This is a genomic window from Glycomyces tritici (assembly GCF_030403505.1).
On the sequence record NZ_JAUEMJ010000014.1, the window covers coordinates 73,951 to 99,008 of the forward strand.

Genomic DNA, 25,058 nt, shown 5'->3' on the forward strand with positions numbered 1-25,058 from the left:
CATGATGTCAGTCGACGGGGTGCAGGACGCGGTGGAGGAAGCTGCGGGCCCGCTCGGTCTTGGGGTTGGAGAGGACGTCGGCGGGCGGCCCGGATTCGACGATGACGCCGCCGTCGAGGAACAGGACGCGGTCGGCGACCTCCCGGGCGAAGCCCATCTCGTGCGTGACCACGAGCATCGTCATGCCTTCGGCCGCAAGGCCCTTCATGACGGTGAGGACTTCACCGACGATCTCGGGGTCGAGGGCGCTGGTGGGCTCGTCGAAGAGCATGAGCCGGGGTTTGACGGCGAGGGCGCGGGCGATGGCGACGCGCTGCTGCTGCCCGCCGGAGAGCTGCGAGGGCTTCGCCTGCTCCTTGCCTTCGATGCCGACCTCGGCGAGGAGCCGCCGGGCTTCGGCGACGGCCTTCGCCTTGGGGATCTTGCAGACGCGCACCTGGGGCACGACGAGGTTGTCGAGGATCGTCATGTGGCTGAACAGGTTGAAGTGCTGGAAGACCATGCCGATGTCGCGGCGGGCGAGGTCCAGGTCGGCGTCGGGGGCGGTCATGTCGTGCCCGGCGGCGACGATGGTGCCCTCGGTGGGGGTCTCCAGGAGGTTGACGCAGCGCAGGAGCGTGGACTTGCCGGACCCGGAGGGGCCGATGAGGCACACGACCTCGCCTTCGGCGATCTGGAGGTCGATGCCTTTGAGGACCTCGTTGTCGCCGAAGCGCTTGTGCAGGCCCTGGATCTCGACGATCGGGGTCGCTTCGGTGTTCATCGGGCTTCTCCTCGCTTCTCCAGGCGGCGGGCCAGCAGACCGAGCGGGATGGTCAGCAGCAGGTAGAGCAGGCCGCCGACGAGCAGCGGGGTGGCGTTGGCGTTGTCGGTCAGCTCGTTGCGGGCGAACTTGGACAGCTCCATGGTCGCGGTGGTGACGCCGAGGACGAACACGAGGCTGGAGTCCTTGGTGAGCATCACGAGCTCGTTCGTCAAGGGCGGGATGACGATCCGCAGGGCCTGCGGTAGGACCACGGTGATCATGGTGCGGGTGTGGCTCATGCCCAGCGACCTGGCGGCCTCGACCTGTCCGCTGGGGACGGCCTGGATGCCGGCGCGCACGCTTTCGGCGATGTAGGCCGAGGAGGTCAGGCCCAGGCCGATGGCGACCTGGCCGTAGACCCCGCCGGGGTACTGGATGCCCGGGAAGGCCGCCGGCACGCCGAAGCCGACGAGGAACAGCACGAGCAGTGCCGGCAGGCCGCGGAAGATCTCGACGTAGGCGGTGGCGAACCACCGGTAGGGGCCGAAGTCCGAGACGCGCATGAGCGCGATCGGGACGCCGACGACCATGCCGAAGACGAACGCGAGGGCGGTGTAGACGATCGTGTTCCAGAACGGGGTCCACACCGCGGGGAACATGTCCGCGGCGATGTCGAGCCGGAAGAACGAGTCGGCGATCTGGCCCCAGTCGGCCAGGAGCGCCAGCGCGATGACGACGGCGGCGAGGACGGCGTACTGGATCGTGCGCGAGAGCCGCCGCCGCTGGGTCGGCGTCATGCGCCGTTCGGCGGTTTCGGTTCGGGTCCCCACTACTGACCGGTGTCCCCGGTGTAGGGCTCGCCGATCCACTTCTCGTAGATCTCGGCGTAGGTGCCGTCCTTGAAGGCCTCGTCGAGCATGGCGTTGACCTCTTCGAGGAGCTTCGCGTCGTCCTTCTGGACGGCGAACCCGTAGGCCTCGCCGGTGTCGATCTTCTGGACGAGGGTCAGGTCGGTCGCGGTCTCGACCATGTCGGTCCAGGTCGCGAGGTCGGCGATGGAGGCGTCCACATTCTGCGCGGTGAGCGCGGCGGTGATGTCGCCCATCGACTCGAAGGAGACGACCTCGTAGCCGTACTGCTCGGCGTTGTCGTTGGCGTAGGTCTCGCCGGTGGAGCCCGACTGGACGGCGACGCGCATGCCGGAGAGGTCTTCGATCGAGGCGACGGTCGAGCCGGCGCCCACCACGAGGGCCTGGTCGGCGCGGTAGTAGGCCTGGGACATGCCCATGGCGGCTTGGCGCTCTTCGGTGATGGTGAGCCCGGCGGCGCCGATGTCGCAGGTGCCGGCGTTGAGGGCCTCGCCGGAGGCGATGGACTCGAAGCCGATCTCGACGACCTCGACCTCCTGGTCGAGGCGTTCGGCCAGCAGGTTCATGAGGTCGATGTCGAAGCCGACGTAGTCGTCGCCCTCTTTGGATTCGAAGGGGGCGAAGGGGACTTCGGTGCAGACGGTCAGAGTGGAGTCGTCGCCGGAGTCCGACGTGCATGCGGCGCCGGCCAGACCGGTCCCGATCAGGGCCAGTGCGGCGGCGGCGCGGCGGGCGTTGGTGTTCACCTGAGGGCTCCTCATAGTTCGCTGATGCGCCGATCATTCCGGCCGGACACACCCATCGTTGTTCCAGCCGGTCGAAAATGTGGCAGGTTTCGCACTAAATCAAGCGGTCGAATCGCCGTTCTCACGCTGTGTCGCCCCCTCATGAGACAGTGGTGGGCATGCTGATGCTCATCGACGCCGCCTCGCTGTGGTACCGCGCCTACTACGGGCTCCCCTCCTCGATCAAGGCCCCGGACGGGCGGCGTTCGGGGGCGGTGCGGGGCTTCTTCGACGGCCTGGCCGTGCTGGCGCGCCGGTACGAGCCCACCGGCATGGTGTGCTGCCTGGAGGGGAACTGGCGGCCGGACTGGCGGATCGACCTGATGCCCGGGTACAAGGCCGCGCGGGCGCTGCCGGACGGCTCTGAGGACACCCCGGAGGGCATGGACGACCAGGTCGCGGCCATCGAGGCGCTGCTGCCGGCCCTGGGCGTCGCGACGGCCGCGCATCCGCAGTACGAGGCCGACGACGTGATCGCGACGCTCGCGGCCCGCACCGCCGAGCCGGTGGTCGTGGTGACGGGCGACCGGGACCTGTTCCAGCTCGTCGACGACGAGCGCGACCGCAAAGTCGTATACCTCGCGCGCGGGATATCTAAAGCAGAGTTGTTCGATGGCGAGGCGGTGGCGACGAAGTTCGGCGTGGCCCCGGCGCACTACGTGGATTTCGCGGTGCTGCGCGGCGACCCCTCCGACGGGCTCCCCGGCGTGAAGGGGATCGGCGCGAAGACCGCCGTGACCCTGGTGAACACGTTCGGCGGCATCGCGGGACTGAAGGCCGCCGCGGCCGAGGACGGCTCGGACCTGCCCGAGCGCCAGCGCAAGGCGATCACCGAGGCGAGCGACTACCTGGATCGGGCCGTGCGCGCCTCCACCGTGGTGGCGGACGTCGACGTCCCCGTCATCGACGCGACGCTGCCGAAGTCCCCGAAGGACCCGGAGCGGGTCGAAGCCCTCGCGGCCCAGTGGGGCGTCGCTTCGGCGCTCGCCCGCTTCCACGAGGCGATCCAAGCACCGGCCCACTGACCATAAGGCGAACGTTTTCGCAGGTCAATGCCGATGTCGTACCCGTATGGGACAGTAGCCTTATTTCACTGGTAGTGGTGAAGGTGGGAATGGGCGGGTAACCCGGGGCACCCGGTACGGGCGGCCGCCGGCCGCCCTCACGGCCGCCTCGCACTCCCCCCTACGGCCAGACCGTCGCCGCCGCCTCGAACTCGGCGCGGTCGGAGTGCACCGGGATCACGCACACGATGTGGCCGCCCGGCGCCCGCAGGGTGCGGCATTCGAGCCAGCGCGAGACCTCGGTCGCGCCGAGCGCGATGAGGCGCGCGGTCTCGGCGTCGAGGTCGTCGGTCTCCATGTCCACATGCATGCGCGGCTCGCCGTCGTCGAGGCGCTGCACCACGGTCACGAGCCCCGGCAGTGCGCCCTCGAGCCGGGTGAACTGCTCCTCCCCCGCGTTCGGCGTCGCGCGCACGCCGAGGGCGGCCGACCAGAACGCGGTCGCCGCGTCGGCTTCCTGGGTGTCGATGAGCACGGTCGAGATACGGCTGCGGTGCACGGTGGCTCCCTCCGGTTCAGCGGCGGCGGGCCGCGCCGCCACGACTCAGACGTCGGCGACGACGCCTCGGCGGATCGCGTCCACCGCGTCATAGGCGGCGTCGGCCAACTTATTGGATGACTCGGTTCCGATATATCTTGCAGCAGTCCCCATTTGGTGCAGCAGGTCGGCCGTGCGCCGCGCCCACCGCACGAAGTCGCCGCCGGGCATCGGCCACGGGCCGTCGGCCGCCGCGAGCGCCTTCGAGAGCTCCTCACCGCGGGTCCACCGGTAGATCGGCCAGGCCAGGCCCATCTGCGGGCGCGAGATCAGCGACAGGCCGCGCGTGTTCTCCGCGCGCCGGATCGCCTCCCAGCGCCGCACGGTCTTCGCCACCGGGTCCACGATCGGACCGGGCACGGCCACGAAGAACTCGTCCTCCTCGAACCGGGACTCGTAGATCACCGTCGACGCGATCGCCGCCAGTGATGGCGCGTCCAGCCCTTCCCAGATGCCGTCGCGCAGGCACTGCGCCACCAGCAGGTCCGTCTCCACGAACAGGTTGCGCAGCAGCCGCCCGTCACTGGTGACGGTCTCGCCGTCGAGGTACCCGAACTCGCTGAGCACCTCGCGCACGGCCGCGAACTGCCGCGCCAGGGAGTGCTCGCGCCGCTCGGAGCGGCTGCGCAGCAGCTCCGCCTCGCGCTTGAGCCGCGACCAGCGGGATGCGTGCACCGTGTGCTGCCCCGCGTCCGGGCAGGTCCGGCAGGGGTGGGCCTTGACCTCCTCGCGCAGGCGCGCGATCTCGGGGGTCTCGGCCGCGCCGCCACGGCGGGTCGGCCGCGAGCGGTCCCGCGTGGCCTCGCGCAGGCTCGAGGCGAGGTCGGTGCGGGACTTGGGGTCGCGGCGGTCGAAGCGCTTGGGCACGTTGATGCGGGTGGCGACCTCGACGCCGCCGTCGAACGCCGAGCTCTCGAGCGTCCCGGCCCAGCCGTCGGCGGTGAGCACCGCCCAACGCGGGTCGTGGTGGCGCGAGCCGCCGGTGGGGCGCAGGAACACGGCCCAGCCGGTGCGCTTGCCGCGGGAGATCCAGACGACGTCGCCGCCGCGGAGCTTCTCGAGGTTCGTGCGGGCCTCGTCGCGCAGCGCGCCCTTGCGGCGCTTCTGCGCGCCGCGTTCGGCCTGCGCGAGCTGCTGCGTGAGGTCGTAGTACGCGAGGAAGTCGCCCTTGTGGCAGGCTGCGCCCTCGGCCGCCTCGGCGGCCCGGCGGTTGAGGGTGCGGGCCTGCTCGGCGATGTGCACGGCCTCGGAGTCGGACTGGAACTGCGCGAAGGAGGAGGCCAGCACCTCTTGCGCGCGTTCGACTCCGGCGGCGCCGATGAGGTTCACGGCCATGTTGTAGGACGGCGCGAAGCTGGAGTTCAGCGGGTACGTGCGTTTGGAGGCGAGTCCGGCGAGCTCCTTCGGCCGCACGTCCTCGGCCCAGACGGTGACGGCGTGGCCCTCGACGTCGATGCCGCGCCGCCCGGCCCGGCCGGTCAGCTGCGTGTACTGGCCGGGGGTGAGCATGACGTGGTCGGAGCCGTCGTACTTGATGAGCCGCTCCAGGACCACCGACCGCGCGGGCATGTTGATGCCGAGCGCGAGCGTCTCGGTGGCGAACACGGCCTTGAGCTTGCCGCGTTCGAAGAGCTTCTCGACGACCTCCTTGAACACCGGGAGGAGCCCGGCGTGGTGGGCGGCGATGCCGGCCGCGAGGCCCGCGAGCCACCGCTCGAACCCGACCGCTTCAAGGTCGGCGGGGTCGATGTGGGCGACGGCGGCGGTCGCGTAGTCGACGATCTCGTCCCGCTCGCGCCCGTCGGTGAGCCGCAGCCCGGCCCGCACGCATTCGTCTACGGCCGCATCGCAGCCGGCGCGCGAGAAGATGAAGTAGATGGCCGGCAGGAGCGAAGCCTGGTCGAGGCGGGAGATGACGCGCCCGCGGTCCACATAGGGGCGTCCACCGCGGCGCCGGCCGCCGGTGCGGCCCTCGTTGCGCTCGCGCGCCCTGGCGTCCTTTTTGAGCAGTTCTTTGGAGACGTAGTCGCCGTCGGGCTCGAACAGGTCGAGCAGCGCGCCGCCGACCATCATGTGCTGCCACAGCGGCACCGGGCGCGTCTCTGAGACCACGACCTCAGTGGAGCCGCGGACGCTCTTGAGCCAGTCGCCGAACTCCTCCGCGTTGGAGACCGTCGCCGAGAGGGAGACGACCCGGACCTCCTGCGGGAGTTCGATGATGATCTCCTCCCACACGGCGCCGCGGAAGCGGTCGGCGAGGTAGTGCACCTCGTCCATGACCACATAGCGCAGTCCGCCCAGCGTGGAGGAGCCCGCGTAGATCATGTTGCGCAGCACCTCGGTCGTCATCACGACGATCGGGGCTTCGCCGTTGACGACCGTGTCGCCGGTCAGCAGCCCGACGTTCTCCGCGCCGTGCGCGGCCACGAGGTCGTTGAACTTCTGGTTCGACAGCGCCTTGATAGGGGTGGTGTAGAAGCACTTCCTGCCCTCGGCCAGCGCCAGGTGCACGGCGAACTCGCCCACCACGGTCTTGCCCGCGCCGGTGGGCGCGCAGACGAGCACGCCGTGACCGCCTTCGAGGATGCGGCAGGCCTGGACCTGGAAGTCGTCGAGCTCGAACGGGTAGTCCCCTGCGAAGGCCGCCAGCTGCGGCCACTGCCGACGCGCCTGCGCGGCGGCGTGGCGTTGTGCCGGGGAGCGGTCGTCGGCGTAAGGAACGTCGGCGGTAACCATGGCCACAACACTAGTCTGCCGCCCCGACAAGAGCACTCCGGTAACGCGCTTCCGTACCCGGCTGTGACGACGCCTACACGGCCGGGTATCGTCCGTTTGTGCACCGGGATTCCTCACCAGGAGATGACGATGCGGGACGCGGAGGGGTCGACGCGGTCCTGTTCGATTTCCACGGCACCTTGGCGCAGCTCGAACCGCTGACCCGCTCGGTGTCGCTCGCCGCAGAGTCCTGCGGGAAGCGGCTGAACCCGCTCGCAGTGACCGCTCTGGCGGATGCGATCGGCGCGCAGGGCTGGCCCGGTTCGGGCATGGAGCCGCGGGTGCGTCCGCATTTCGCCGACGCCTGGGCCGACCGCGACCTCGACGAGGACGCCCACCGCGAGGCGTACTCCGAGCTCGCGGCGCAGGCCCACGGGGTCTTCGACGGCCTCGCCGAAGCCTTGTACGACCGCATGGCCTCCCCTGAGGGGTGGGTCGCGTTCGCCGACACGATCGGCACCCTCGTCTCCTTGAAGGCCCAGGGGTATCCGATCGCGCTGGTCTCGAACATCGGCTTCGATGCGCGTCCGATCCTGCGGCGCTTGGGCATCGACCGGTTCATCGACGAGTGGATCCTGTCCTACGAGGTCGGCTACTGCAAGCCGGACGAGAAGATGTTCTACGCGGCGTGCCATGCGCTCGATGTGGAGCCGAGCCGGGTGCTCATGGTGGGCGACACCATGGCCGATGCGGGCGCGGCGCGGATCGGCGCCCGCTGCTACCTGCTGCCGCATGCCGAGGCGGGCCGGATCGTCGGCCTCGACGCGGTGCTGCGGCTGGTGCGCAGCGGCTGCTGACGGCACCTGAATAGACGGAGACAGGGCCCCACCGCAAAAGCGGTGGGGCCCTGTTGCAATGCTCGACCCTGTGTCCTCAGCGGACTCAGGTGATGTCGTCGTAGCCGTCGACGCGGCGGCCGAAGCGGCCTCGCCGTTCGGGCTCCCCGGGATAGTCATCGTCGTCGAGGCTGCTGGCGCCGATGGTCGCGTCCGCAGTCAGGTCGTCGTCGGAGGCGCTGATGTCGCTGGCCTCCTCGTCGTCCCACTGGTCCTCGTCGGTGATGCCCTTGCGCTTGTCGTTCAGCGTCGCGACGATGAGTGCGACCCCGTACAGGAGCAGCATGCAGATCGCCAGCGCCGTCATGCCGAACGGGTCGGGCGTGGGCGTGAAGATCGCGGTGAACGTGAAGCTCACCAGGACCACGATCCGCCACCAGCCGCGCATCCGCTTGGCCGTCACCAGGCCCATCACGTTGAGCATCAACATGATCAGCGGGAACTCGAACCCGATCCCGAAGACCATCATCACCGCTATGTAGAAGTTGATGTAGGCCTCGAGGTCGAGGTTGATGTTGAACCCGTCCTCGCCGATGCCCGACAACAGCATGATGAACTGCATGCCGTGGGAGACGACGAAGTAGGCCAGGATGGCGCCGCCGAGGAACAGCGGTGCGGCGACGCCGATGAAGAAGTAGGCGTACTTGCGCTCGTTGCGGTGCAGGCCGGGGGCGATGAACGCCCACAGCTGGTAGAGCCAGATCGGTGCGGTGCCCACAAGCGCCATGTACAGCGAGATCTTCAGATACAGGCTGACGTGGGAGATCGGGGACTGCAGGTTGAAGTTGCAGCCCACCAGGCCGTCACCGGTCTCTTGGACGGCGTGCTGCGATGCGCAGTACGGGTCCGCCAGGAACAGGATGACGTTCTTGGAGAGCAGCAGTGAGGCGGCAGTGCCGACCAGGATCACCAGGACCGCGATCATCAGGCGCTGCCGCAGGTCGGCAAGGTGCTCCATGAGCGTCATGGAGCCGTCGGCGGCGCGCTCGAACTTGGACTTGCGTCTGCCCTCGCGCCGCGGCGGTGCGTCAGCCATATTCGTTACGGCCGATTCCGGGCTAGCGGGTCTTCTTGTGGTCGACCGATTCGCCGTCGATCACGGACTCGTTGACCGGCGCCGGCGGGTCGAGCGGCTCGCGCGTGTGCTTGGGCTCGGCGCGGGTGTCGCCGTCGTCGTCCGGGTTGCTCCCGTCCTTCTTCATGGCCTCGGTCTCCGACTTGAGGATCCGCATGGAGCGACCCAGACCACGCGCCATGTCGGGGAGCTTCCTGGAGCCGAACACCAGCAAGATGACAACGACGAGAATGATGATGTGCCAGGGCTTCAATGCACCCATTGTTCGGTCCCTCCGGATATATGTCGGTGACGTTAACCATCGTATGCCGCTTGGAAGGCGGCTGCCACGGAGCTTGCGTCTCGGCTTGGTACCGGGTTCACCTGCGGTGGCGTGGCTACGACATCGTCGAGCCGGACAAGCATGACCGACGTTTGACACTTCCGTCAACACTGGAGGCTTCGGGAACCCTGATCTTTATCAGAATGTGGCGGCGGAGACGGGGATGCGTCACTGCTTCGGCAGCGCGGCGGCCGTGCGCTCGGCTTCGGCGAGCGTCGCGTTCAGGCGTTCTTGCAGGTCCTGTAGCTCTCCGGCGCGTTCTTGGACGCGTTCGAGGCCGAATCGGAGTTGTTTGAGGGGGCCGAGGAGGCGCGTGGCCGCTATGGCCAGAAGCACGAGTCCGGCGAGTGCCAGCACGACCGATATCGCCCAGATCATCGGGTCAGTCTAGCGCCGGGCGCCGCTCGGTTCGAGCGGGCCCGGCGGCGGGTCGGCCGGGTTCGGGATGCACGGCCCCGCGGGCGCGATGCGGGTCTCGGGGGAACCGTCAGGCGGGCTGGTAGCGGGCCAGCGCGGCGCGGGCGGTCTGGTGCACGGCGTCGCGCAGCTCTTCAGGGGCGAGGACTTCGGCTTCGCCGCCGAGGCCGAGGACGAAGCGGCGGGCCCAGTCGAGGTCGCGCACGCGCATGGTGACGCGGCGGCGGCCGTCGCTCTCGCCGATGACCTCGTCGCACGGGTACGCGTCGGTGACGGTCGTCGCGCCGGGCCCGAGGCGGAGCTGGATGCGCGGCAGTTCGGAGGCGAGGAACGCGGTGGGCGCGGGCTGGTTGGTGAGGCGCAGCGGCTCGGAGGGCTCGTCGAGTTCGGAGCAGGCGTCGATGCGGTCGATGCGGAACTGCCGGATCTCCCCCGCCGTGCGGCACCAGGCGCGCAGGTAGGCGTGCCCGTCGGCGGCGACGACCTCGATGGGGTCGACGACGCGTTCGGAGGTGGTGTCGCGGCTGGCCGAGTAGTAGGTGATGCGGGCGGCGTGGCCGGAGGCGACGAGCGCCGCGTAGCGCTCGGCCCGCGGGTCGGTGACCGTGTCGCGGACGGTGACGTCGGCGGGGGCCTCGCCGGCGGCCGCGGCGAGCTTGTCCAGCGCGGAGGCGATCGCGGCGCGGTCGCCGACGCCGGGCGTGTCGGCGAGGACGCGCAGGGCGACCGAGAGCGCGAGGGCTTCGTGGGCGGCGAGGCGGACGGGGCGGTCCATGCCGGCGGCGAACAGGACGCGGACCTCGTCGGCGTCGAAGGCGAGGTCGATGAGGTCGCCGGGGCCGTAACCGGGCAGCCCGCACATCCACAGCATGGTGAGGTCGGACTGGATCTGGTCGGCGTCGACGCCGAAGTCGGCCGCGAGCTCGGCCATCGGGACCCCTTCGGGCCGGGCGACGAGGTACGGGACGAGGTTGAGCAGGCGGGCGAGCCGGTTCTGGGTCACGGGGTCTCCTCCTCGGCGAGTGCCTGCAGGCAGGCGATGGTCTCTTTGACCAGTTCGGGCGGTTCGGTGACGAGGACGTCCGCGCCGAACGAGGCCAGCCAGGCGGCGGTCGCGGCGGTGTCGGTGTACGAGAAGCAGGCCTGGTCGCCTTCGGCGGTGCGCGGGCCGATCTGGTCGGCGCGGCGGCGCACGCCCCAGGCGCGCTTGGGCCGGACGAGGACCGTGGCGCGGCTCGGCAGCTGGTGGTCCTCGGAGGCGGAGGCGAATCCGAGGACGTCGACGTCGTCGGGGATCGTGAAGGCGCCTTCGGGGCCGGTGAGGCGGACCTTCCCGCTGATGCGCGAGAGCCGGAAGCAGCGCTGGGCGCCGCGGTCGAGGTCGTGGCCGGCGACGTACCAGCGGCCGCGCCAGGCCGCGCAGCCCCAGGGCTGGATGCGGCGCTGCTGGGCGGACTCGTCCCGGGGGCCGAAGTAGTCGAAGACGACGACGCGGCGCGAGGCGACCGCTTCGAGGAACGGCGCGAGCGCGGCCTCGGCGCCGGGCAGGGACTTGACCGGGGACGCCGCAGCGTGGGAGTCGACGTCGATGCCGGCGGCCCGGAGCTTGCGGAGCGCGTCGGAGGACCCGGACTGGAGCTCGGGCTGCTGCCACAGGCGCGCGGCGGCGGCCACGGCGGCGGCCTCGGCGTCGGTGAACTCGATCTGCGGCAGTTCGAAGTCCGAGCGGGCGATCCGGTAGCCGGGCTCGCCGTCCCCGAGGTAGTCGATGCCGGACTGCAGCGGGATGCCGATGCGGCGCAGCTCGGCCTTGTCGCGTTCGAACTTGCGCTGGAACGCGTCGTGGGCCTTCTTGTCGTCGTGGTTGTGCTCGTACCCGGGGACGGTCCTGGCGATCTTGGTGGAGGTCTGGAAGCGCCGCGAGGACAGCAGGCAGAGCACCAGGTTCACCAGTCGTTCAGTGCGATCGTTGGACACCCGCCCAGCCTATGCCAGGCGGTGGAGCCGCTGCCAGCACGCCCGCCGCGCGCGTGGCGCGACCGGGCGCGCACGCACCGGCGCGGGCTCGCCGTGCTGCACCGGTTCCGGTCGCGCTTGATAATGTCCGGGCGTGATCAGATGGCGATACGGGACCGTCACCGGCGTGCGCGGCGGTTGGCGCGGCTGCACCGAGCTCGAGGTCGACGTGGAGGCCCGCGAGGGCGAGGACGCGTTCTCGTGCCGGGGGCTGGCGTACGACGAACTCGTGGGGTCGCCCGAGGTCGGCGACCGGGTGCTGCTCAACTGCAACGCCATCGCGAAGGGCCTGGGCACGGGCGGGTACGCGCTGGTCGTGGCCGTGCCGGACCGGCTCCCCGCGGACGTGGAGGGGCCGGGGCACATCGTCAAGGCCCGCTACACGCCGATGCAGGCGATGCGCCTGGCCGTGGACGAGGACGACTCGCCGCACCGCGCGGCCGTGGAGGCCTGCGAGGACCTCGGCGGGATGCCGGTGGTCGTGGCGGACCTGCACTCGGCGCTCGCACCGGTGCTCGCGGGGATACACGCGACCGCACCGGAGGCGCGGGTCGCCTATGTGATGACCGACGGCGGCGCGCTGCCGGCGTGGTTCTCGCGCCAGCTCGACCAGCTCTCGGATCGGCTGTGCACGACGGTGACGGCGGGGCAGTGCTTCGGCGGGGACCTCGAGGCGACGAACGTCCACAATGCGCTGATCGCGGCGCGGGTGGTCGGCGGCGCGGACATCGCGATCGTGGCGCAGGGGCCGGGCAACCTCGGCACCGGCACGGTATGGGGCTTCTCGGGAACCGCGGCGGGCGAGGCGGTCAACGCGGCGTCGGTGCTCGGCGGCAGGCCGGTGGCGTCGCTGCGGATCTCCGAAGGCGATGCGCGCGAACGGCATCTGGGGATCTCGCACCACTCGATGACGGCGTACGCGAAGGTCGCGCTGGCGGCGGCTGACGTGCCGGTACCCGACGAACTCCCGGCGGCGCTCGAAGGCCGCATCAGGCGGCAGCTCGGTGAGCTGCCGGAGCGGCACCGCCAGATCGAGGTCGACTGCTCGGGCCTGGTCGAGGCGATGGAGGCCCTGCCGGTCAAGCTGTCCACCATGGGCAGAGGGCTCGACCGGGACAGGGTGTATTTCGTCGCCGCGGCAGCGGCGGGGAGGCACGCGGCCCAAATAGCGACCCGACGCGACTGAGGGCCGCTCCCCCAGGGCGCCCCGCGGTCCCCGGACGCGACCGCATGGCTTCGCGGACGCAACCGCCACGCTTCGCGGATGGAATGTCAAGCCGCTTCAGCTCCCCTTCAGGTTCACCTCGCTAGCCTTGCAAACCGGGGGCCCTTTCCCAGCGCCGATCGCGCTCTTGGCGTGCGCCGCAACCACCACGCCTTGTGGACCGGATGTCAAGCCGCTTCAGCTCCCCTTCAGGTTCACCTCATTAGCCTTGCAAACCGGGGGCCCTTTCCCAGCGCCGATAGGACACTCGGCGTGCTCCCGAATGCGAACCGCCCCGCCTGCGCTGTCGCGCAGACGGGGCGTTGCTCGGTCTTGTTGTCGTTAGAGCACGAACAGGATCAGGAGCCAGAGGCCGATGACCGCCGCCAAGGCGAGGGCCAGGACCCAGGTCGGGACCGTGTACTCGCCCCGGCGGTTCCGTGCGATCTCCTCGCGGATCCGCGTCGTGCGCCGCTCATAGGCGGCGACCGGGTCGAGCAAGCCCAGCGGATCCGGGCGGCGCCCTCCCGGGCTTCGCCCCTCCCCCGCGGGCTCCTCGGCGTGCTGCGGCTCGGCCGCGCCGTTCCGATCGTTCATCGCTCGCCTCACATGCTGGCGATGAGCTTGTCAACCCGCTCGTCACGCGACCGGAACGGGTCCTTGCACAGGACCGTCCGCTGCGCCTGGTCGTTGAGCTTCAGGTGCACCCAGTCCACAGTGAAGTCGCGGCGCTTCTCCTGTGCCTTGCGGATGAACTCCCCGCGCAGGCGCGCCCGCGTGGTCTGCGGCGGCACTTCCTTCGCCTCGAAGACCTCCACGTCCTTCGTGATCCGCTCGGCCTCGCCGCGCTTCTCCATGAGGTGGTGCAGGCCCCGGCCGCGCCGGATGTCGTGGTACGCCAGGTCGAGCTGCGCCACACGCGGGCTCGAGAGCGCCAGGCCCCGCTTCTCGCGGTACCGCTCGATGAGCTTGTACTTCGCGACCCAGTCGATCTCGCGCGAGACCGAGTCCAGGTCCTCGGCCTCGACCGCCTGGAGCACGCGGCCCCACAGGTCGATGACCCGCTTGGTGCCCGCGTCGGCGCCGCGCTGGTCGACGAAGTCGATGGCCTTCTCGAGGTACTCGCGCTGGATGTCCAGAGCGGACGCCTCGCGGCCGCTCGCCAAGCGCACCAGGCGCTTGCCGGTCGTGTCGTGGCTGATCTCGCGGATCGCCCGGATCGGGTTCTCCAGCGTGAGGTCGCGCATCGTCACACCGGTCTCGATCATCCGCAGCACCAGGTCGGCCGAGCCGACCTTGAGCATCGTGGTGACCTCGTTGATGTTCGAGTCGCCCACGATGACGTGCAGGCGGCGGTACCGCTCGGCGTCGGCGTGCGGCTCGTCGCGGGTGTTGATGATCGGCCGCGAACGCGTGGTGGCAGAGGAGACGCCCTCCCAGATGTGCTCGGCGCGCTGCGACAGGCAGAAGCGCGCGCCGCGCGGGGTCTGGAGGACCTTCCCGGCCCCGCAGATGAGCTGGCGGGTGACCAGGAACGGGATGAGCACCTCGGCGAGGCGCCCGAACTCGCCGTGACGGCTGACCAGGTAGTTCTCGTGGCAGCCGTACGAGTTGCCGGCGGAGTCGGTGTTGTTCTTGAACAGGTAGATGTCCCCGGCGATGCCTTCGTCGTGCAGGCGCTTCTCCGCGTCGATCATGAGGCCTTCGAGGATGCGTTCACCGGCCCGGTCGTGCTTGACCAGGTCCTCGATCGAGTCGCACTCAGGGGTGGCGTACTCGGGGTGAGAGCCCACGTCGAGGTAGAGGCGGGCGCCGTTGCGGAGGAACACGTTGGAGGAGCGGCCCCAGGAGACCACACGCCTGAAGAGGTAGCGGGCCACTTCGTCCGGAGACAGGCGTCGCTGTCCCCTAAAAGTGCAAGTGACCCCGTATTCGGTCTCCAGTCCGAAAATGCGCCTGTCCATGTCGAAACCCTACCCCGATTCGGTTGAGGAGAACACCCCTCGCGGTCGAACGGTTCCATACCGCGACGGGCACTATGGAGATTGTTCGATTTACGGCGGTATGCACCTGGCTTGGTGCGGCAGCGCCGGGACGGTCCGTCCACTTGAGAGGGACGGCGGGTACTCGAAGGATTGTCGGTGGTCGGAGCCGGCAATCGCCTCGGCGGTTGCCGGCCGGGCCGGTCGGGCCCGCAAAAATCGCGGGTACCCGCTCGGCCCGGCCTCAAGCGGTGGGCCGCAAGGCCTCAGGACTCGTCGGACTCCGGAGCCTCGTCCGCGGCCGCCTCGGGTTCGGGTTCGGCCGCCGTCGCGGGGCCGGCCAGCAGCGCGTCCAGGGCCAGGCCCTGGATGCGGCGGAAGGCCCGGCCAGGGCGCGCCCGCTCCAGGACCGCCACCTCCAGGACCTCCTTGGTCAGCTCGCGGGGCGTGCCGTTGCCGCCCGAGCTGGAGAGCGCCCGCAGCGCCAGCGCGAACGCGTCGGCGAGCGGGGACTCGAAGTCGTGGCCTTCGGCCAGGACCTCTTTCAGCTGGTCGGCGTCGCCGCCCATGGCGAGGTAGCCGGGCTCGTCGTTGATGGAGCCGTCGAAGGTGAGCCGGTAGAGCTCGTCCTGCTCGGGTCCGGTGCCGACGCCGGCGACGCAGATCTCGACCTCGAAAGGCTTGGTCTGCTCCGAGAAGATCGCACCGAGGGTCTGGGCGTAGGCCTTGGCGAGGCTGGCGGCGTTGACGTCGCGGCGGTCGTAGGAGTAGCCGCGGAGGTCGGCCATCCGGACGCCGGCGGTGCGGAGGTTCTCGAACTCGTTGTACTTGCCGACGGCGGCGAAGCCGATGCGGTCGTAGAGCTCGTAGACCTTGTGGAGGGCCGAGGAGACGTTCTCGGCGACCAGGAGGACGCCGTCGGCGCAGGAGAGCACCACGACGTTGCGGCCGCGGGAGATGTTCTTACGGGCGAACTCGGCCCGGTCCCGCATGATCTGCTCGGGACTGGTGTAGAACTGCATGGCCATGTCCGGCTCCTCTCCTTATCCGTAGGGGTTCTCGGTGCGGGCCGCGATGACCGCGCGGGCGACGTCGGCCACGACGGCCTCGTCGATCCGCTTGGAGCCTTCGGCGGTGGCGGTCATGACCACGGGGTAGAGGTCGCGGGTCGGGTCGGGTCCGCCGGTGGCGGAGTCGTCGTCGGCCGCGTCGTAGAGCGATTCGACGGCGATCTTGACCGCTTCCTCGGTGCCGATGTCGCGCCGGTAGCGCTTCTTGAGGGAGCTCTTGGCGAACATGGAACCGGAGCCGATGGAGTCGAAGTCCCGTTCGGCGTAGATGCCGCCGACGACGTCGAAGCTGTAGATCTTGCCGGCTTCCTGGACGGTGTCGGCGTCGATGTCGAACCCGGCGAAGAGGGGGACGACGGCGAGGCCCTGGAGGGCGATGCCGAGGTTGCCGCGCAGCATGGTGGCGAGGCGGTTGGCCTTGCCGTTCAAGGTGAGCGGGGCGCCTTCGATCTTCTCGTAGTGCTCGAGTTCGAGCTGGTAGAGCTTGACCAGTTCGATGCCGAGGCCGGCCGTGCCCGCGATGCCGACGAGCGAGTAGCCGTCGGCCGGGAAGACCTTCTCGATGTCGCGGCTGGAGATGTAGTTGCCCATGGTCGCGCGGCGGTCGCCGGCCATGACGACGCCCTCGGCGGTGCGCAGGGCGACGATGGTGGTGGCGTGGGCGCTGACGGCGGCGAAGTCACCGGGCGGCAGAGGCCTGCGCCCCGGCAGCATTTCGGGTGCCACCTTCATGAGGAACTCCGAGAAGGAGGAGGTTCCAGCCGTCATATACGCGTTGGGCAGTTTGCCTGGGAATCCTTGACCTGTCACGACATGACCTCCCTAGTCCTCTATTTAGAAAATTCGCCGGCAGTGACGCGGCTGGCCGCTTCGGACCCGCGGGGCCGGAGGGGCTTGGGTGGGGTAGAGCCCCCGATGCGCCTCTAGGCGTCGCACCAGGTGGCCCTACACCGGCAGGGGGGCTGCTACTGGCCGCCCTTTTGCACGAACGAGCGAACGAATTCCTCGGAGTTGGTCTCCAGGACTTCATCGATCTCGTCGAGCAGGTCGTCTACTTCTTCGGTGATGGCTTCGTGGCGTTCGGCAATCTCGGGGTCTACAGCGGCCTCGGTGGCCTCGGCATCTGCTTCCTGCCGCGACCGCTGTGACTGCGACTGCCCGCCGGAGTCCTTCGCTGCCATAGGTGTTCCCTTCTACCTCGACGGTGCCTAAACCGTACCGCGAGAGTACGACAGCACGCCAGATACGACGCTGCACTGCCGTGCTTTATTCCCGCGGACGAACCGTGCGCCTCAGTCGGCGGTGATGATGTCCAGGAGGTCCTTGGCTGCCTCGCAGCGCTCGAACAACTCCCCCACATGGGCTTTGGTACCTTTTTCAGGCTCCATCATGGGCACTCGGACGAGTGAGTCGGCGCCGACGTCGAAGATGACGGAGTCCCAGGAGGCCGCGACGACCTCGGAGGGGTACCGGGCGAGGCAGCGGCCGCGGAAGAACGCGCGGGTGTCGCTGGGCGGCTCGGTCATCGCGTCGATGATCTCGGTGTCGGTGAGGAGGCGCTTCATCTTGCCGCGGGCGACCAGGCGGTGGTAGAGGCCCTTCTCAGGGCGCACGTCGTGGTACTGCAGGTCGATGGCCTGGAGTTTCGCGGAGCCCCAGTCGAGGTTCTCGCGCTCGCGGTAGCGGTTCAGGAGCGAGAGCTTGGCGGGCCAGTCGAGCATGTCGGCCAGTTCCATGGGGTCGCGGGCCAGCGCGTCGAGCACGTACGCCCACTGGTCGAGGACCTCGCGGGTGTCGGGGTCGGCGTCGGCGCCGCAGTAGGCCTCGGCCTGCTCCAGGATGGACTGCTGGAGTTCGATGGCGGTGACGCGCTTGCCGTTGCGCAGCTCGATCTTGTGCCTGAGGGTCGGGTCGTGGCTGACGGCGCGGAGTTCGGCGACGGGCTCGGCGATGCCGAGGGTGCCGTCGAAGGCGCCGGACTCGATCATGGCGAGCACGATGGAGGCGGTGCCGACCTTGAGGAAGGTGGCGTACTCGGCGAGGTTGGCGTCGCCGATGATCACGTGGAGGCGGCGGTAGCGCTCGGCGTCGGCGTGGGGTTCGTCGCGGGTGTTGATGATGGGTCGCTTCAGCGTGGTCTCAAGGCCCACTTCGACTTCGAAGAAGTCGGCGCGCTGGGAGATCTGGAAGCGGTGCTCGGAGGCGTCCTGGCCGATGCCGATGCGTCCGGCGCCGCAGAAGATCTGGCGGGTGACCAGGAACGGCGTGAAGTGGGCGACGATGTCGGCGAAGGGGGTCTGACGCGACATGAGGTAGTTCTCGTGCGCGCCGTAGGAGGCGCCCTTGTTGTCGGTGTTGTTCTTGTACAGGTTGATCGGACCGATGCCGGGGGTGTGGGCCGCGCGGAGGGCGGCTTCGGCCATGGTCATCTCGCCGGCCTTGTCGAACAGGACGATCTCGCGCGGGTTGGTGACCTCGGGGGTCGAGTACTCGGGGTGCGCGTGGTCGACGTAGAGGCGTGCGCCGTTGGTGAGGATGACGTTGGCGAGACCGGAGTCCTCGTCGGCGAGGTTCTCGGCCGGGTCGTAGAGGGCCCCGGTGTAGGTGAAGCCGCGCGCGTCGCGGAGGGGGGTCTCCTCCTCGTAGTCCCACCTGGCCCGGCCGCCCTTGGAGAGCTCGGGGCGGGCGGCGTAGGCGTTGACGATCTGGGAGGAGGTCACCATCGGGTTGGCGCCCGGCTGGCCCGGCACGGAGATCCCGTATTCGATCTCGGTGCCCATAATGCGGCGTACGGTCATGCTCTCGAGCCTAGTCCCTTCAGGCGCGGCGGCGCTCCCTCCGATCGGAGACGTTTGGATTTCCGGGCCGCCGAGTCTCGCGCCGTTCAGGTTCTGGGTCCTCATGGCGACCGGTTACCCGGTGCCGCGGGGTCTGACACGTTCAGAGGTGCGCCGATCGGCCGGCGGGGGTGTCCGCCGGCCGATCGAAGCGCTGGTGATCACTGGTGCTTACCGGTGCTTCAGGTACCTTCCGCTTCGCTACAGACTGAGCCTCCGGTACCTTCCGCTTCGCTACAGGCTGCGCTTTAGGTACCTTCCGCTTCGCTACAGGTACTGACCGGTGTTCGACACGGTGTCGATGCTGCGGCCGGAGTCCGCGCCCTTGCCGGAGACGAGCGTGCGGATGTAGACGATCCGCTCGCCCTTCTTGCCGGAGATGCGGGCCCAGTCGTCGGGGTTGGTGGTGTTCGGGAGGTCCTCGTTCTCGCGGAACTCGTCGACTGTGGACTCGATGAGGTGGCTCATCCGGATGCCCTTGGACTGGTGCGTCAGGAAGTCCTTGATGGCCATCTTCTTCGCCCGCGCGACGATGTTCTCGATCATCGCGCCGGAGTTGAAGTCTTTGAAGTAGAGCACTTCCTTGTCGCCGTCGGCGTAGGTGACCTCGAGGAAGCGGTTCTCGTCCACTTCGGAGTACATCCGCTCGACGACCGCCTGGATCATCGACTGCACGGTGGCGTCGCGGTCCTTGTCGTGCTCGGCGAGGTCGTCGTCGTGCAGCGGCAGGGTCGGGGTGATGTACTTCGAGAAGATGTCCTTCGCCGACTCGGCGTCGGGCCGCTCGATCTTGATCTTGACGTCCAGGCGGCCGGGCCGCAGGATCGCCGGGTCGATCATGTCCTCGCGGTTCGAGGCGCCGATGACGATGACGTTCTCCAGGCCCTCCACGCCGTCGATCTCCGACAGCAGCTGGGGGACGATGGTGTTCTCGACGTCCGAGGAGACGCCCGATCCGCGGGTGCGGAATATCGAGTCCATCTCGTCGAAGAACACGATGACGGGCATGCCCTCGCTGGCCTTCTCACGGGCCCGCTGGAAGACCAGGCGGATGTGCCGCTCGGTCTCGCCGACGTACTTGTTCAGCAGCTCGGGGCCCTTGATGTTGAGGAAGTAGCTCCGGCCGGAGGCCTCCTCGCCTCGCATCTCGGCGACCTTCTTGGCCAGCGAGTTGGCGACGGCCTTGGCGATGAGCGTCTTGCCGCAGCCCGGAGGGCCGTACAGCAGGATGCCCTTCGGCGGCCGCAGCTCGTGCTCGCGGAAGAGGTCGGCGTGCAGGAACGGGAGCTCCACGGCGTCGCGGATCATCTCGATCTGGCCGTCGAGGCCGCCGATGTCGTAGTAGTCGACGTCGGGGACCTCTTCGAGGACGAGTTCTTCGACCTCGCTCTTCTGGATGCGCTCGTAGGCGTACCCGGCGCGCGGCTCGATCATGACCGAGTCGCCCGCGCGCAGCGGCCCGTTGATGAGCGCCTCCGAGAGCAGCACGACCCGCTCTTCGTCGGCGTGGCTGGTCACCAGCGCGCGGTCCGGCGGGCTGCCGTCGGTGGTCTCGATGAGCTCCTTGAGCGTCACGACCTCGCCGATGCGCTCGTAGTCGAGCACCTCGACCACGTTCATGGCGTCGTTGAGCAGGACTTCCTGGCCGCGTTCGAGCTCTTCGACGTCGATCGACGGCGCGAGCGAGACGCGGAACTTCCTCCCGGAGGTGAAGACGTCGACAGTGCCGTCCTCACGGGCGCCCAGGAATACGCCGTAGCCGGACGGCGGTTGAGCGAGCCGGTCGATCTCCTCTTTCAGCGAGACGATCTGCTCGCGAGCCTCCTTCAAGGTGGCCACGAGCCGCTCGTTCTGCTCCGACAGGCGGTCGATCTGGGATTGGGCGGCGGCGAGCCGCTCCTCCAGAATGTGCATGTGTCGGGGCGTTTCGGTGAGACGGCGTCGCGCCGCGGCCAGTTCTTCCTGGAGCTCTTCGACCTGTCCTGACAGTTCGTCGTGCTCTGAGCCCTGGCCCAGGTTCTGTCGACGGTCATCGTTGCTTCGTGCCACGGGTCACACCTCCCAGGAGATGGTTTTCTTACTCCAACCGTAGCTGGCTGGGGAGGCCAATAGTAAGACTCGACACCGACATTGGTCCACCATCTTGAGTTCATTTAATCTGGGGGACATGGCTGAGGAACGTGAACTCGAGGTATCGATCGACCAGGACGCCTGCACCGGCGACGGGCTCTGCGTGCAGTACGCGCCCTCGGTCTTCGAGTTCGACATCGACGGGCTCGCCTACGTGAAGGATTCTGACGGTGAGCTGTTGACTACGGCCGGTTCGCAAGTCAACGTGCCCGAACACCTGCGCCTGGACATCGTGAACGCGGCGCACGACTGCCCCGGCGAGTGCATCTACGTCCGCGACCGGCGGGACAAGACGGCCGTCGCCGGCCCCGGCGCGGACGACTAGCGGGAACGAGATTCGGGCGGGTGACGCGATCGCGTCACCCGCCCGAATCTCGTTTCAGCACTTGAAGAGTCGTGAATCCGACTCAGAATGTGACCGGATCGTTACGAACCGGCGGCGTCGTCCTCAGTGGCCCGCAGGGCTTCGGTCGCCCGCGCCTCGGCCTCGGCGGCGATCCGCTCCTTGCGCTCGCGCAGCGCCTGCTGCCCCTTCGAGGGCTTGAGCTTCCGCATCGGCGCCACCGTCCCCGGAGCGAGCTTGCGGGCGGTGATGAGGAAGGCGGTGTGGGCGATCATGCGGTGGTCGGGGCGCACCGCCAGGCCCTCGAGGTGCCAGCCGCGCATCAGCGACTCCCATGCCGCCGGCTCGGTGAAGGTCTTGCGCTCCCGCAGGGCCTCCACGAGTTCCGACATCTGCGTGGTGGTGGCGACGTACCCGATGAAGACGCCGCCGGGCCGCAGGATGCGCTCCACAGTGTCCAGCACCTCCCACGGGGAGAGCATGTCGAGCACGACCCGGTCGACCGGCTCGAGGTCGGCCTCGGCCACGTCCCCCACCGTCAGGGTCCAGTGCTCGGGCACCTCGCCGTAGTAGCCGCGGACGTTCTCCTCGGCGATCTTCGCGAAGTCCTCGCGCAGCTCCCAGGAGTAGACGTGGCCCGTCGGGCCGGTGGCCCGCAGCAGCCAGTTCGTCAGCGCGCCCGACCCGGCCCCCGCCTCGACGACCCGCGACCCGGGGTAGATGTCGCCGAACGTGAGGATCTGCGCGATGTCCTTGGGGTAGATGACCTGGGCGCCGCGGCGCATCGACAGGCCGTAGTCCGGCAGGAGCGGGCGCAGGGCCAGATAGGCCGTGCCGCCCTCCGTGGTGACCGTGACGCCGTCGGGCTTGCCGATGAGGTCGTCGTGGAAGAGCCTGCCCCGGTGGGTGTGGAACGCGCCGCCTTCCGCGAGGGTGATCGTGGCCATGCGGCCCTTCGCGTCGGTCAGCTGGACGCGGTCGCCCGGTCCCAGCAGGTCAAATGCCACTTCGTTGCGCTCCTTGCTCATTTTACGGCTCGCGAGCTTCGCCAAAGCCGCTCATTTACGGCTCGCAAGCTTCGCCGAGGCTGCTCGAGCTTCGCCGAGGCCCGGTAGGTCCGGAGCATCTTAACGGAGGGCTTTGACCACGTCGGCGGTGTAGAGCAGCCCTGTCAGGCGGCCCTCATCGACGACGAAGAACCGCTCCGCGCCGCTCCTGCCGATCACGTCCACCAGCGCCTGGCCCTTGAGCTCGGCCTTCAGGCCCGGGACCTGCGCGGCCGAGCGGAGCAGCCCGGCCAGGGGCATCGCGGCCACCTGGTCGGCCGGGACCGCCTCGGCGGCGGCGTGGTCGAGGACCCCGACCGGCTTGCCGTCGACGGCGACGATCTCGCGTCCGTTCGCGGCGCTCAGCGCCTCCCCCAGCGTCGCCGAGGCGGCCACGAGGACGATCGGGCGGGCCAGCAGTGCGGCGTCGAGGGCTTTGACGCGCGGGCCCATGCGGGCGGCGCGGATCGCGCTGGTCGCCCCGCGCCACAGCTCGAACGCCACGAAGATGAGGAGGATCAGGCCGAACCCGGAGAACCAGTTCGAGGCGAACAGCCACAGGCCGGCCGCGACGGTGCCGACTGCGACGACGCGCCCGGCCCATCCCGCGACGCGGAACCCGGTCCAGCGGTCGCCGGTGGCGGCCCAGATCCCGGCCTGGAGCGCTTTGCCGCCGTCGAGGGGCAGCCCCGGCAGCAGGTTGTAGACGGCGACCAGGAGGTTGGCGACGCAGATCTGGAAGGCGAACTGCCAGGGGAGCGAGCCCGGTTCGGTGAGGAAGAGGCCGGCGAGGCCGATCCCGCCGAGGACGGCGGAGACGGCCGGGCCGGCGAGCGCGATCGCGGCGGCCGTCCCGGGCCGGGGGGCCTCGCGTTCCATCTCGGTGAAGCCGCCGAGGGCGTCGAGGTTGATCTGGCGTACGCCGATGCCGGCGCGCAGGCTCACGAGCGCGTGGCCGAGTTCGTGGAGGAACACCGATACGAGGAGGGTGACGGCGAAGAGGGCCGCGACGATGAGCGAGGCGCCGGTGCTCAGGCCGGGGACCGAGCGCTGCACGATCGGGGCGTAGACGACCACGACCACGGCGGCCAGGAGCAGCCAGGTGTAGCCGAGGGTGACGGGGATGCCCTTGAAGCGGACGAGGGTGAACCCGGATCGGCGGAAGGCCAGCGCGTTTGCAGTCGACATCGGCGGCAATGCTACGCGCCCGCCCGTGCCGCGGGTCCGGGGAACGGGCGGGGCGGGCGGGCTTGAGAGGATTCCGATCTCAGGCGGGGCGGACCTTGAACGCGTAGGTCTTGTAGGGCATCGCGAAGGCGTCCTTGCCGCGGAGGTCGGGGTGGGTGTCGGCGACCTCGTCGACGACGGCGAGGATGCGCTGCTTCCGGGCGTCGTCGGCGGTGAGGTAGTAGGAGCGGGACTGCACGAGGCGGCGGAGCCCGGCCCGGTCGAGGGGCATGTCGTGGCGGAAGACGCGGTACTCGGGTTCGCCGAAGCGCCGCCCGAAGTAGTCCCGCTCGGTGGCGGCGAGGGCGTCGCGTTCGCCTTGGGAGGCGCCGATGGCCTCGGTGAGGGCGCCGACCCAGGGGGTGTCGTCGTCGCGGACGTTCCAGATGGGGGCGAGGAGGCCGTCGGGGCGCAGGACGCGGTGGATCTCGGGGAGGGCGCGTTCACGGTCGAACCAGTGGAAGGCCTGTCCGGCGGTGACGATGTCGGCGCTGGCGTCGGGCAGCGGGAGGGCTTCGGCGGCGCCGGGGTGGGCGGCGGTGAGGCCGGGGCTGGCGGCGGTGAGTTTGGCGCGCATCCGGTCGTCGGGTTCGACGGCGGTGACGCGGTGGCCTTGCGCGATGAGGCCGCGGGTGAGCAGGCCGGTGCCGGCGCCGAGGTCGACGATGTCCTGCGGGGTGTCGCCGGTCTGCCAGCGGAGGGCTTCGGCGGGGTAGGTGGGCCGGATGGCGTCGTAGAGGTCGGCGGCGGGGCCGAAGGAGCGTGCGGCGTTCGCGTCGATGGTCATACCACAAACAGTACACGCGTTATGTTTAGTTGGGGCGCGCCCGGGTGCGGCGGGTCGGGATGTCGGTGGCCCGTCATATGCTCGGGGCATGTCAGCCACCCGTCCGACCCAGCTCTCCCCTTCGCGCGCCGGGGATTTCAAGCAGTGCCCGCTGCTGTACCGGTTCCGCGCGGTCGACCGCCTGCCGGAGCCGCCGTCGAAGGCGCAGGTGCAGGGCACGCTCGTGCACTCGGTGCTCGAGCGGCTGTACGAGCTGGACGCCGGGAGGCGCACCCCGCGGCAGGCCCTCGCCATGATCGAGCCGGAGTGGGCGAAGCTCCAGGCCTCGGGCGAGTACGCGGCGCTGTTCGAGGGGCTCGACGACGAGTCGGACTGGCTGCGGAACGTGCGGCGCCTGGTCGAGACGTACTTCGCGATGGAGGACCCGCAGCGGCTCCAGCCGCACCGCACCGAGTGCCTGGTGACCACGACGCTCGACGACGGCACGTCGCTCAAGGGGTTCATCGACCGGGCCGACGTCAACCCGGCCGGGCTCGTGCGCCTCGTGGACTACAAGACGGGGAAGCGCCCGCCGGACCGGTTCGCGGACAAGGCCCTGTTCCAGATGAAGTTCTACGCCCTCGTGTGGTGGCGCACCAGGGGAACGGTGCCGACCCTGCTGCGGCTCATGTATCTGGGGGACGGGCAGATGCTCGACTACTCCCCCAACGAGCGCGAGCTGGAGGCGTTCGAGAAGACCCTCAAGGCGCTGTGGTCGGTGATGCGCGAGGCGATCGCCACCGGCGACTTCCGGCCGCAGAAGTCCAAGCTGTGCGGCTGGTGCGCGCACCAGGCGCTGTGCCCGGAGTTCGGCGGCGAGCCGCCTGCGTACCCGCTGACGACGGTCCTGCCGGGCCTGGCGATGCCCGTGGACGACCTGTCGGCGGAGGGCGCGCCTCCTCCCTGAGGCGTACTCGCGGATCATTCTCGCGTTCGATGAAGCGGGCGGGA

Annotated in this window: 25 protein-coding genes; 5 read left to right on the forward strand and 20 right to left on the reverse strand. The window is 69.5% G+C overall.

Translation table 11 applies throughout. The features are described 5' to 3' along the window. Positions 1–7: 7 nt before the first annotated feature. The 3 genes from QWI33_RS27905 to QWI33_RS27915 are packed head-to-tail and all read right to left on the reverse strand — an operon-like array spanning position 8 to position 2,360. The gene (locus QWI33_RS27905) at positions 8–763 is read right to left on the reverse strand and encodes an amino acid ABC transporter ATP-binding protein (protein ID WP_289959969.1); all 756 of its coding nucleotides are present in this window, start codon (positions 761–763) and stop codon (positions 8–10) included. Beyond that, positions 760–1,542 (reverse strand): amino acid ABC transporter permease, encoded by a 783-nt coding sequence (locus QWI33_RS27910; RefSeq protein WP_289959970.1) that lies wholly within the window; start codon positions 1,540–1,542, stop codon positions 760–762. Before QWI33_RS27910 ends, QWI33_RS27905 begins: the two co-directional genes overlap by 4 nt. Before the next feature lie 32 nt (positions 1,543–1,574). Continuing rightward, positions 1,575–2,360, reverse strand: coding sequence for a transporter substrate-binding domain-containing protein (locus QWI33_RS27915; RefSeq protein WP_289959971.1), 786 nt, complete (start codon positions 2,358–2,360; stop codon positions 1,575–1,577). 158 nt (positions 2,361–2,518) lie between these two features. On the opposite strand from QWI33_RS27915, the gene QWI33_RS27920 reads away from it, so the two are divergent. Then, positions 2,519–3,424 carry a 5'-3' exonuclease gene (locus tag QWI33_RS27920; protein WP_289959972.1) on the forward strand — a complete coding sequence of 302 codons (906 nt, stop codon included), beginning with the start codon at positions 2,519–2,521 and terminating at the stop codon, positions 3,422–3,424. 160 nt (positions 3,425–3,584) lie between these two features. Here the strand turns inward: QWI33_RS27920 and QWI33_RS27925 are convergent, their stop codons facing one another. Further along, positions 3,585–3,962: a VOC family protein gene (locus QWI33_RS27925; protein WP_289959973.1), complete on the reverse strand. Its 378-nt coding sequence runs from the start codon at positions 3,960–3,962 to the stop codon at positions 3,585–3,587. A 45-nt stretch (positions 3,963–4,007) separates the two neighbouring features. Further along, the gene (locus tag QWI33_RS27930) at positions 4,008–6,737 is read right to left on the reverse strand and encodes a DEAD/DEAH box helicase (protein ID WP_289959974.1); all 2,730 of its coding nucleotides are present in this window, start codon (positions 6,735–6,737) and stop codon (positions 4,008–4,010) included. A 98-nt stretch (positions 6,738–6,835) separates the two neighbouring features. Between QWI33_RS27930 and QWI33_RS27935 the strand changes: the two genes are divergently transcribed. Continuing rightward, entirely contained in the window at positions 6,836–7,573 is a 738-nt protein-coding gene (locus tag QWI33_RS27935) for an HAD family hydrolase (RefSeq protein ID WP_289959975.1), read from the forward strand. An 85-nt stretch (positions 7,574–7,658) separates the two neighbouring features. Here the strand turns inward: QWI33_RS27935 and tatC are convergent, their stop codons facing one another. The 5 genes from tatC to QWI33_RS27960 form a co-directional block, all read right to left on the reverse strand. Then, positions 7,659–8,648 carry a twin-arginine translocase subunit TatC gene (gene tatC / locus QWI33_RS27940; protein ID WP_289959976.1) on the reverse strand — a complete coding sequence of 330 codons (990 nt, stop codon included), beginning with the start codon at positions 8,646–8,648 and terminating at the stop codon, positions 7,659–7,661. A gap of 22 nt (positions 8,649–8,670) precedes the next feature. Beyond that, a complete protein-coding gene (gene tatA / locus QWI33_RS27945; RefSeq protein ID WP_289959977.1) occupies positions 8,671–8,949 on the reverse strand; it encodes a Sec-independent protein translocase subunit TatA in 279 nt (92 codons plus the stop codon). Between the two features lie 228 nt (positions 8,950–9,177). After that, a complete protein-coding gene (locus QWI33_RS27950; protein ID WP_289959978.1) occupies positions 9,178–9,387 on the reverse strand; it encodes a hypothetical protein in 210 nt (69 codons plus the stop codon). A 109-nt stretch (positions 9,388–9,496) separates the two neighbouring features. Continuing rightward, the gene (locus tag QWI33_RS27955) at positions 9,497–10,429 is read right to left on the reverse strand and encodes a helix-turn-helix transcriptional regulator (protein ID WP_289959979.1); all 933 of its coding nucleotides are present in this window, start codon (positions 10,427–10,429) and stop codon (positions 9,497–9,499) included. Then, a complete protein-coding gene (locus tag QWI33_RS27960) occupies positions 10,426–11,403 on the reverse strand; it encodes a helix-turn-helix transcriptional regulator (RefSeq protein WP_289959980.1) in 978 nt (325 codons plus the stop codon). Before QWI33_RS27960 ends, QWI33_RS27955 begins: the two co-directional genes overlap by 4 nt. A 133-nt stretch (positions 11,404–11,536) precedes the next feature. Here QWI33_RS27960 and QWI33_RS27965 point away from each other — a divergent pair, with 133 nt between their 5' ends. After that, a complete protein-coding gene (locus QWI33_RS27965; protein ID WP_289959981.1) occupies positions 11,537–12,628 on the forward strand; it encodes a DUF3866 family protein in 1,092 nt (363 codons plus the stop codon). Positions 12,629–12,988: 360 nt separating this feature from the next. On the opposite strand, the gene QWI33_RS27970 is transcribed toward QWI33_RS27965, so the two are convergent. The 7 genes from QWI33_RS27970 to arc form a co-directional block, all read right to left on the reverse strand. Continuing rightward, a complete protein-coding gene (locus QWI33_RS27970) occupies positions 12,989–13,243 on the reverse strand; it encodes a hypothetical protein (RefSeq protein ID WP_289959982.1) in 255 nt (84 codons plus the stop codon). Between the two features lie 8 nt (positions 13,244–13,251). Further along, on the reverse strand, positions 13,252–14,610 hold the full coding sequence (gene pafA, locus QWI33_RS27975; protein WP_289959983.1) for a Pup--protein ligase: 1,359 nt from the start codon (positions 14,608–14,610) through the stop codon (positions 13,252–13,254). 284 nt (positions 14,611–14,894) lie between these two features. Then, positions 14,895–15,656: a proteasome subunit alpha gene (gene prcA, locus QWI33_RS27980; protein ID WP_289959984.1), complete on the reverse strand. Its 762-nt coding sequence runs from the start codon at positions 15,654–15,656 to the stop codon at positions 14,895–14,897. 15 nt (positions 15,657–15,671) lie between these two features. Continuing rightward, a complete protein-coding gene (prcB, locus tag QWI33_RS27985) occupies positions 15,672–16,466 on the reverse strand; it encodes a proteasome subunit beta (RefSeq protein WP_289959985.1) in 795 nt (264 codons plus the stop codon). Positions 16,467–16,663: 197 nt separating this feature from the next. Beyond that, positions 16,664–16,879, reverse strand: coding sequence for a ubiquitin-like protein Pup (locus QWI33_RS27990; RefSeq protein ID WP_030155908.1), 216 nt, complete (start codon positions 16,877–16,879; stop codon positions 16,664–16,666). Between the two features lie 111 nt (positions 16,880–16,990). Further along, positions 16,991–18,496: a depupylase/deamidase Dop gene (dop, locus tag QWI33_RS27995; RefSeq protein ID WP_289959986.1), complete on the reverse strand. Its 1,506-nt coding sequence runs from the start codon at positions 18,494–18,496 to the stop codon at positions 16,991–16,993. Between the two features lie 306 nt (positions 18,497–18,802). Then, positions 18,803–20,584, reverse strand: a complete 1,782-nt coding sequence (gene arc / locus QWI33_RS28000; protein ID WP_289959987.1) for a proteasome ATPase — start codon at positions 20,582–20,584, stop codon at positions 18,803–18,805. Between the two features lie 118 nt (positions 20,585–20,702). Here arc and QWI33_RS28005 point away from each other — a divergent pair, with 118 nt between their 5' ends. After that, positions 20,703–20,990: a ferredoxin gene (locus tag QWI33_RS28005; protein ID WP_289959988.1), complete on the forward strand. Its 288-nt coding sequence runs from the start codon at positions 20,703–20,705 to the stop codon at positions 20,988–20,990. A gap of 101 nt (positions 20,991–21,091) precedes the next feature. Here the strand turns inward: QWI33_RS28005 and QWI33_RS28010 are convergent, their stop codons facing one another. From QWI33_RS28010 to QWI33_RS28020, 3 genes are all read right to left on the reverse strand, one after another. Further along, positions 21,092–22,015 (reverse strand): tRNA (adenine-N1)-methyltransferase, encoded by a 924-nt coding sequence (locus tag QWI33_RS28010; protein WP_270116680.1) that lies wholly within the window; start codon positions 22,013–22,015, stop codon positions 21,092–21,094. Between the two features lie 120 nt (positions 22,016–22,135). Then, complete coding sequence (locus tag QWI33_RS28015) at positions 22,136–23,242, reverse strand: site-2 protease family protein (protein ID WP_289959989.1); 1,107 nt, start codon at positions 23,240–23,242, stop codon at positions 22,136–22,138. A 79-nt stretch (positions 23,243–23,321) separates the two neighbouring features. Further along, entirely contained in the window at positions 23,322–24,068 is a 747-nt protein-coding gene (locus QWI33_RS28020; RefSeq protein ID WP_289959990.1) for a class I SAM-dependent methyltransferase, read from the reverse strand. Between the two features lie 88 nt (positions 24,069–24,156). Between QWI33_RS28020 and QWI33_RS28025 the strand changes: the two genes are divergently transcribed. Then, positions 24,157–25,014, forward strand: a complete 858-nt coding sequence (locus QWI33_RS28025; protein WP_289959991.1) for a RecB family exonuclease — start codon at positions 24,157–24,159, stop codon at positions 25,012–25,014. The last annotated feature ends 44 nt before the right edge of the window (positions 25,015–25,058 follow it).

Bases quoted from the DNA above. Each gene is read 5' to 3' on its own strand.
- QWI33_RS27905 (WP_289959969.1), bottom strand. From the start codon at position 763: ATGAACACCGAAGCGACCCCGATCGTCGAGATCCAGGGCCTGCACAAG.
- QWI33_RS27910 (WP_289959970.1), bottom strand. From the start codon at position 1,542: ATGACGCCGACCCAGCGGCGGCGGCTCTCGCGCACGATCCAGTACGCC.
- QWI33_RS27920 (WP_289959972.1), top strand. From the start codon at position 2,519: ATGCTGATGCTCATCGACGCCGCCTCGCTGTGGTACCGCGCCTACTAC.
- QWI33_RS27930 (WP_289959974.1), bottom strand. From the start codon at position 6,737: ATGGTTACCGCCGACGTTCCTTACGCCGACGACCGCTCCCCGGCACAA.
- tatC (WP_289959976.1), bottom strand. From the start codon at position 8,648: ATGGCTGACGCACCGCCGCGGCGCGAGGGCAGACGCAAGTCCAAGTTC.
- tatA (WP_289959977.1), bottom strand. From the start codon at position 8,949: ATGGGTGCATTGAAGCCCTGGCACATCATCATTCTCGTCGTTGTCATC.
- QWI33_RS27950 (WP_289959978.1), bottom strand. From the start codon at position 9,387: ATGATCTGGGCGATATCGGTCGTGCTGGCACTCGCCGGACTCGTGCTT.
- QWI33_RS27970 (WP_289959982.1), bottom strand. From the start codon at position 13,243: ATGAACGATCGGAACGGCGCGGCCGAGCCGCAGCACGCCGAGGAGCCC.
- pafA (WP_289959983.1), bottom strand. From the start codon at position 14,610: ATGGACAGGCGCATTTTCGGACTGGAGACCGAATACGGGGTCACTTGC.
- prcA (WP_289959984.1), bottom strand. From the start codon at position 15,656: ATGGCCATGCAGTTCTACACCAGTCCCGAGCAGATCATGCGGGACCGG.
- prcB (WP_289959985.1), bottom strand. From the start codon at position 16,466: ATGACGGCTGGAACCTCCTCCTTCTCGGAGTTCCTCATGAAGGTGGCA.
- QWI33_RS27990 (WP_030155908.1), bottom strand. From the start codon at position 16,879: ATGGCAGCGAAGGACTCCGGCGGGCAGTCGCAGTCACAGCGGTCGCGG.
- dop (WP_289959986.1), bottom strand. From the start codon at position 18,496: ATGACCGTACGCCGCATTATGGGCACCGAGATCGAATACGGGATCTCC.
- QWI33_RS28005 (WP_289959988.1), top strand. From the start codon at position 20,703: ATGGCTGAGGAACGTGAACTCGAGGTATCGATCGACCAGGACGCCTGC.
- QWI33_RS28015 (WP_289959989.1), bottom strand. From the start codon at position 23,242: ATGTCGACTGCAAACGCGCTGGCCTTCCGCCGATCCGGGTTCACCCTC.
- QWI33_RS28020 (WP_289959990.1), bottom strand. From the start codon at position 24,068: ATGACCATCGACGCGAACGCCGCACGCTCCTTCGGCCCCGCCGCCGAC.
- QWI33_RS28025 (WP_289959991.1), top strand. From the start codon at position 24,157: ATGTCAGCCACCCGTCCGACCCAGCTCTCCCCTTCGCGCGCCGGGGAT.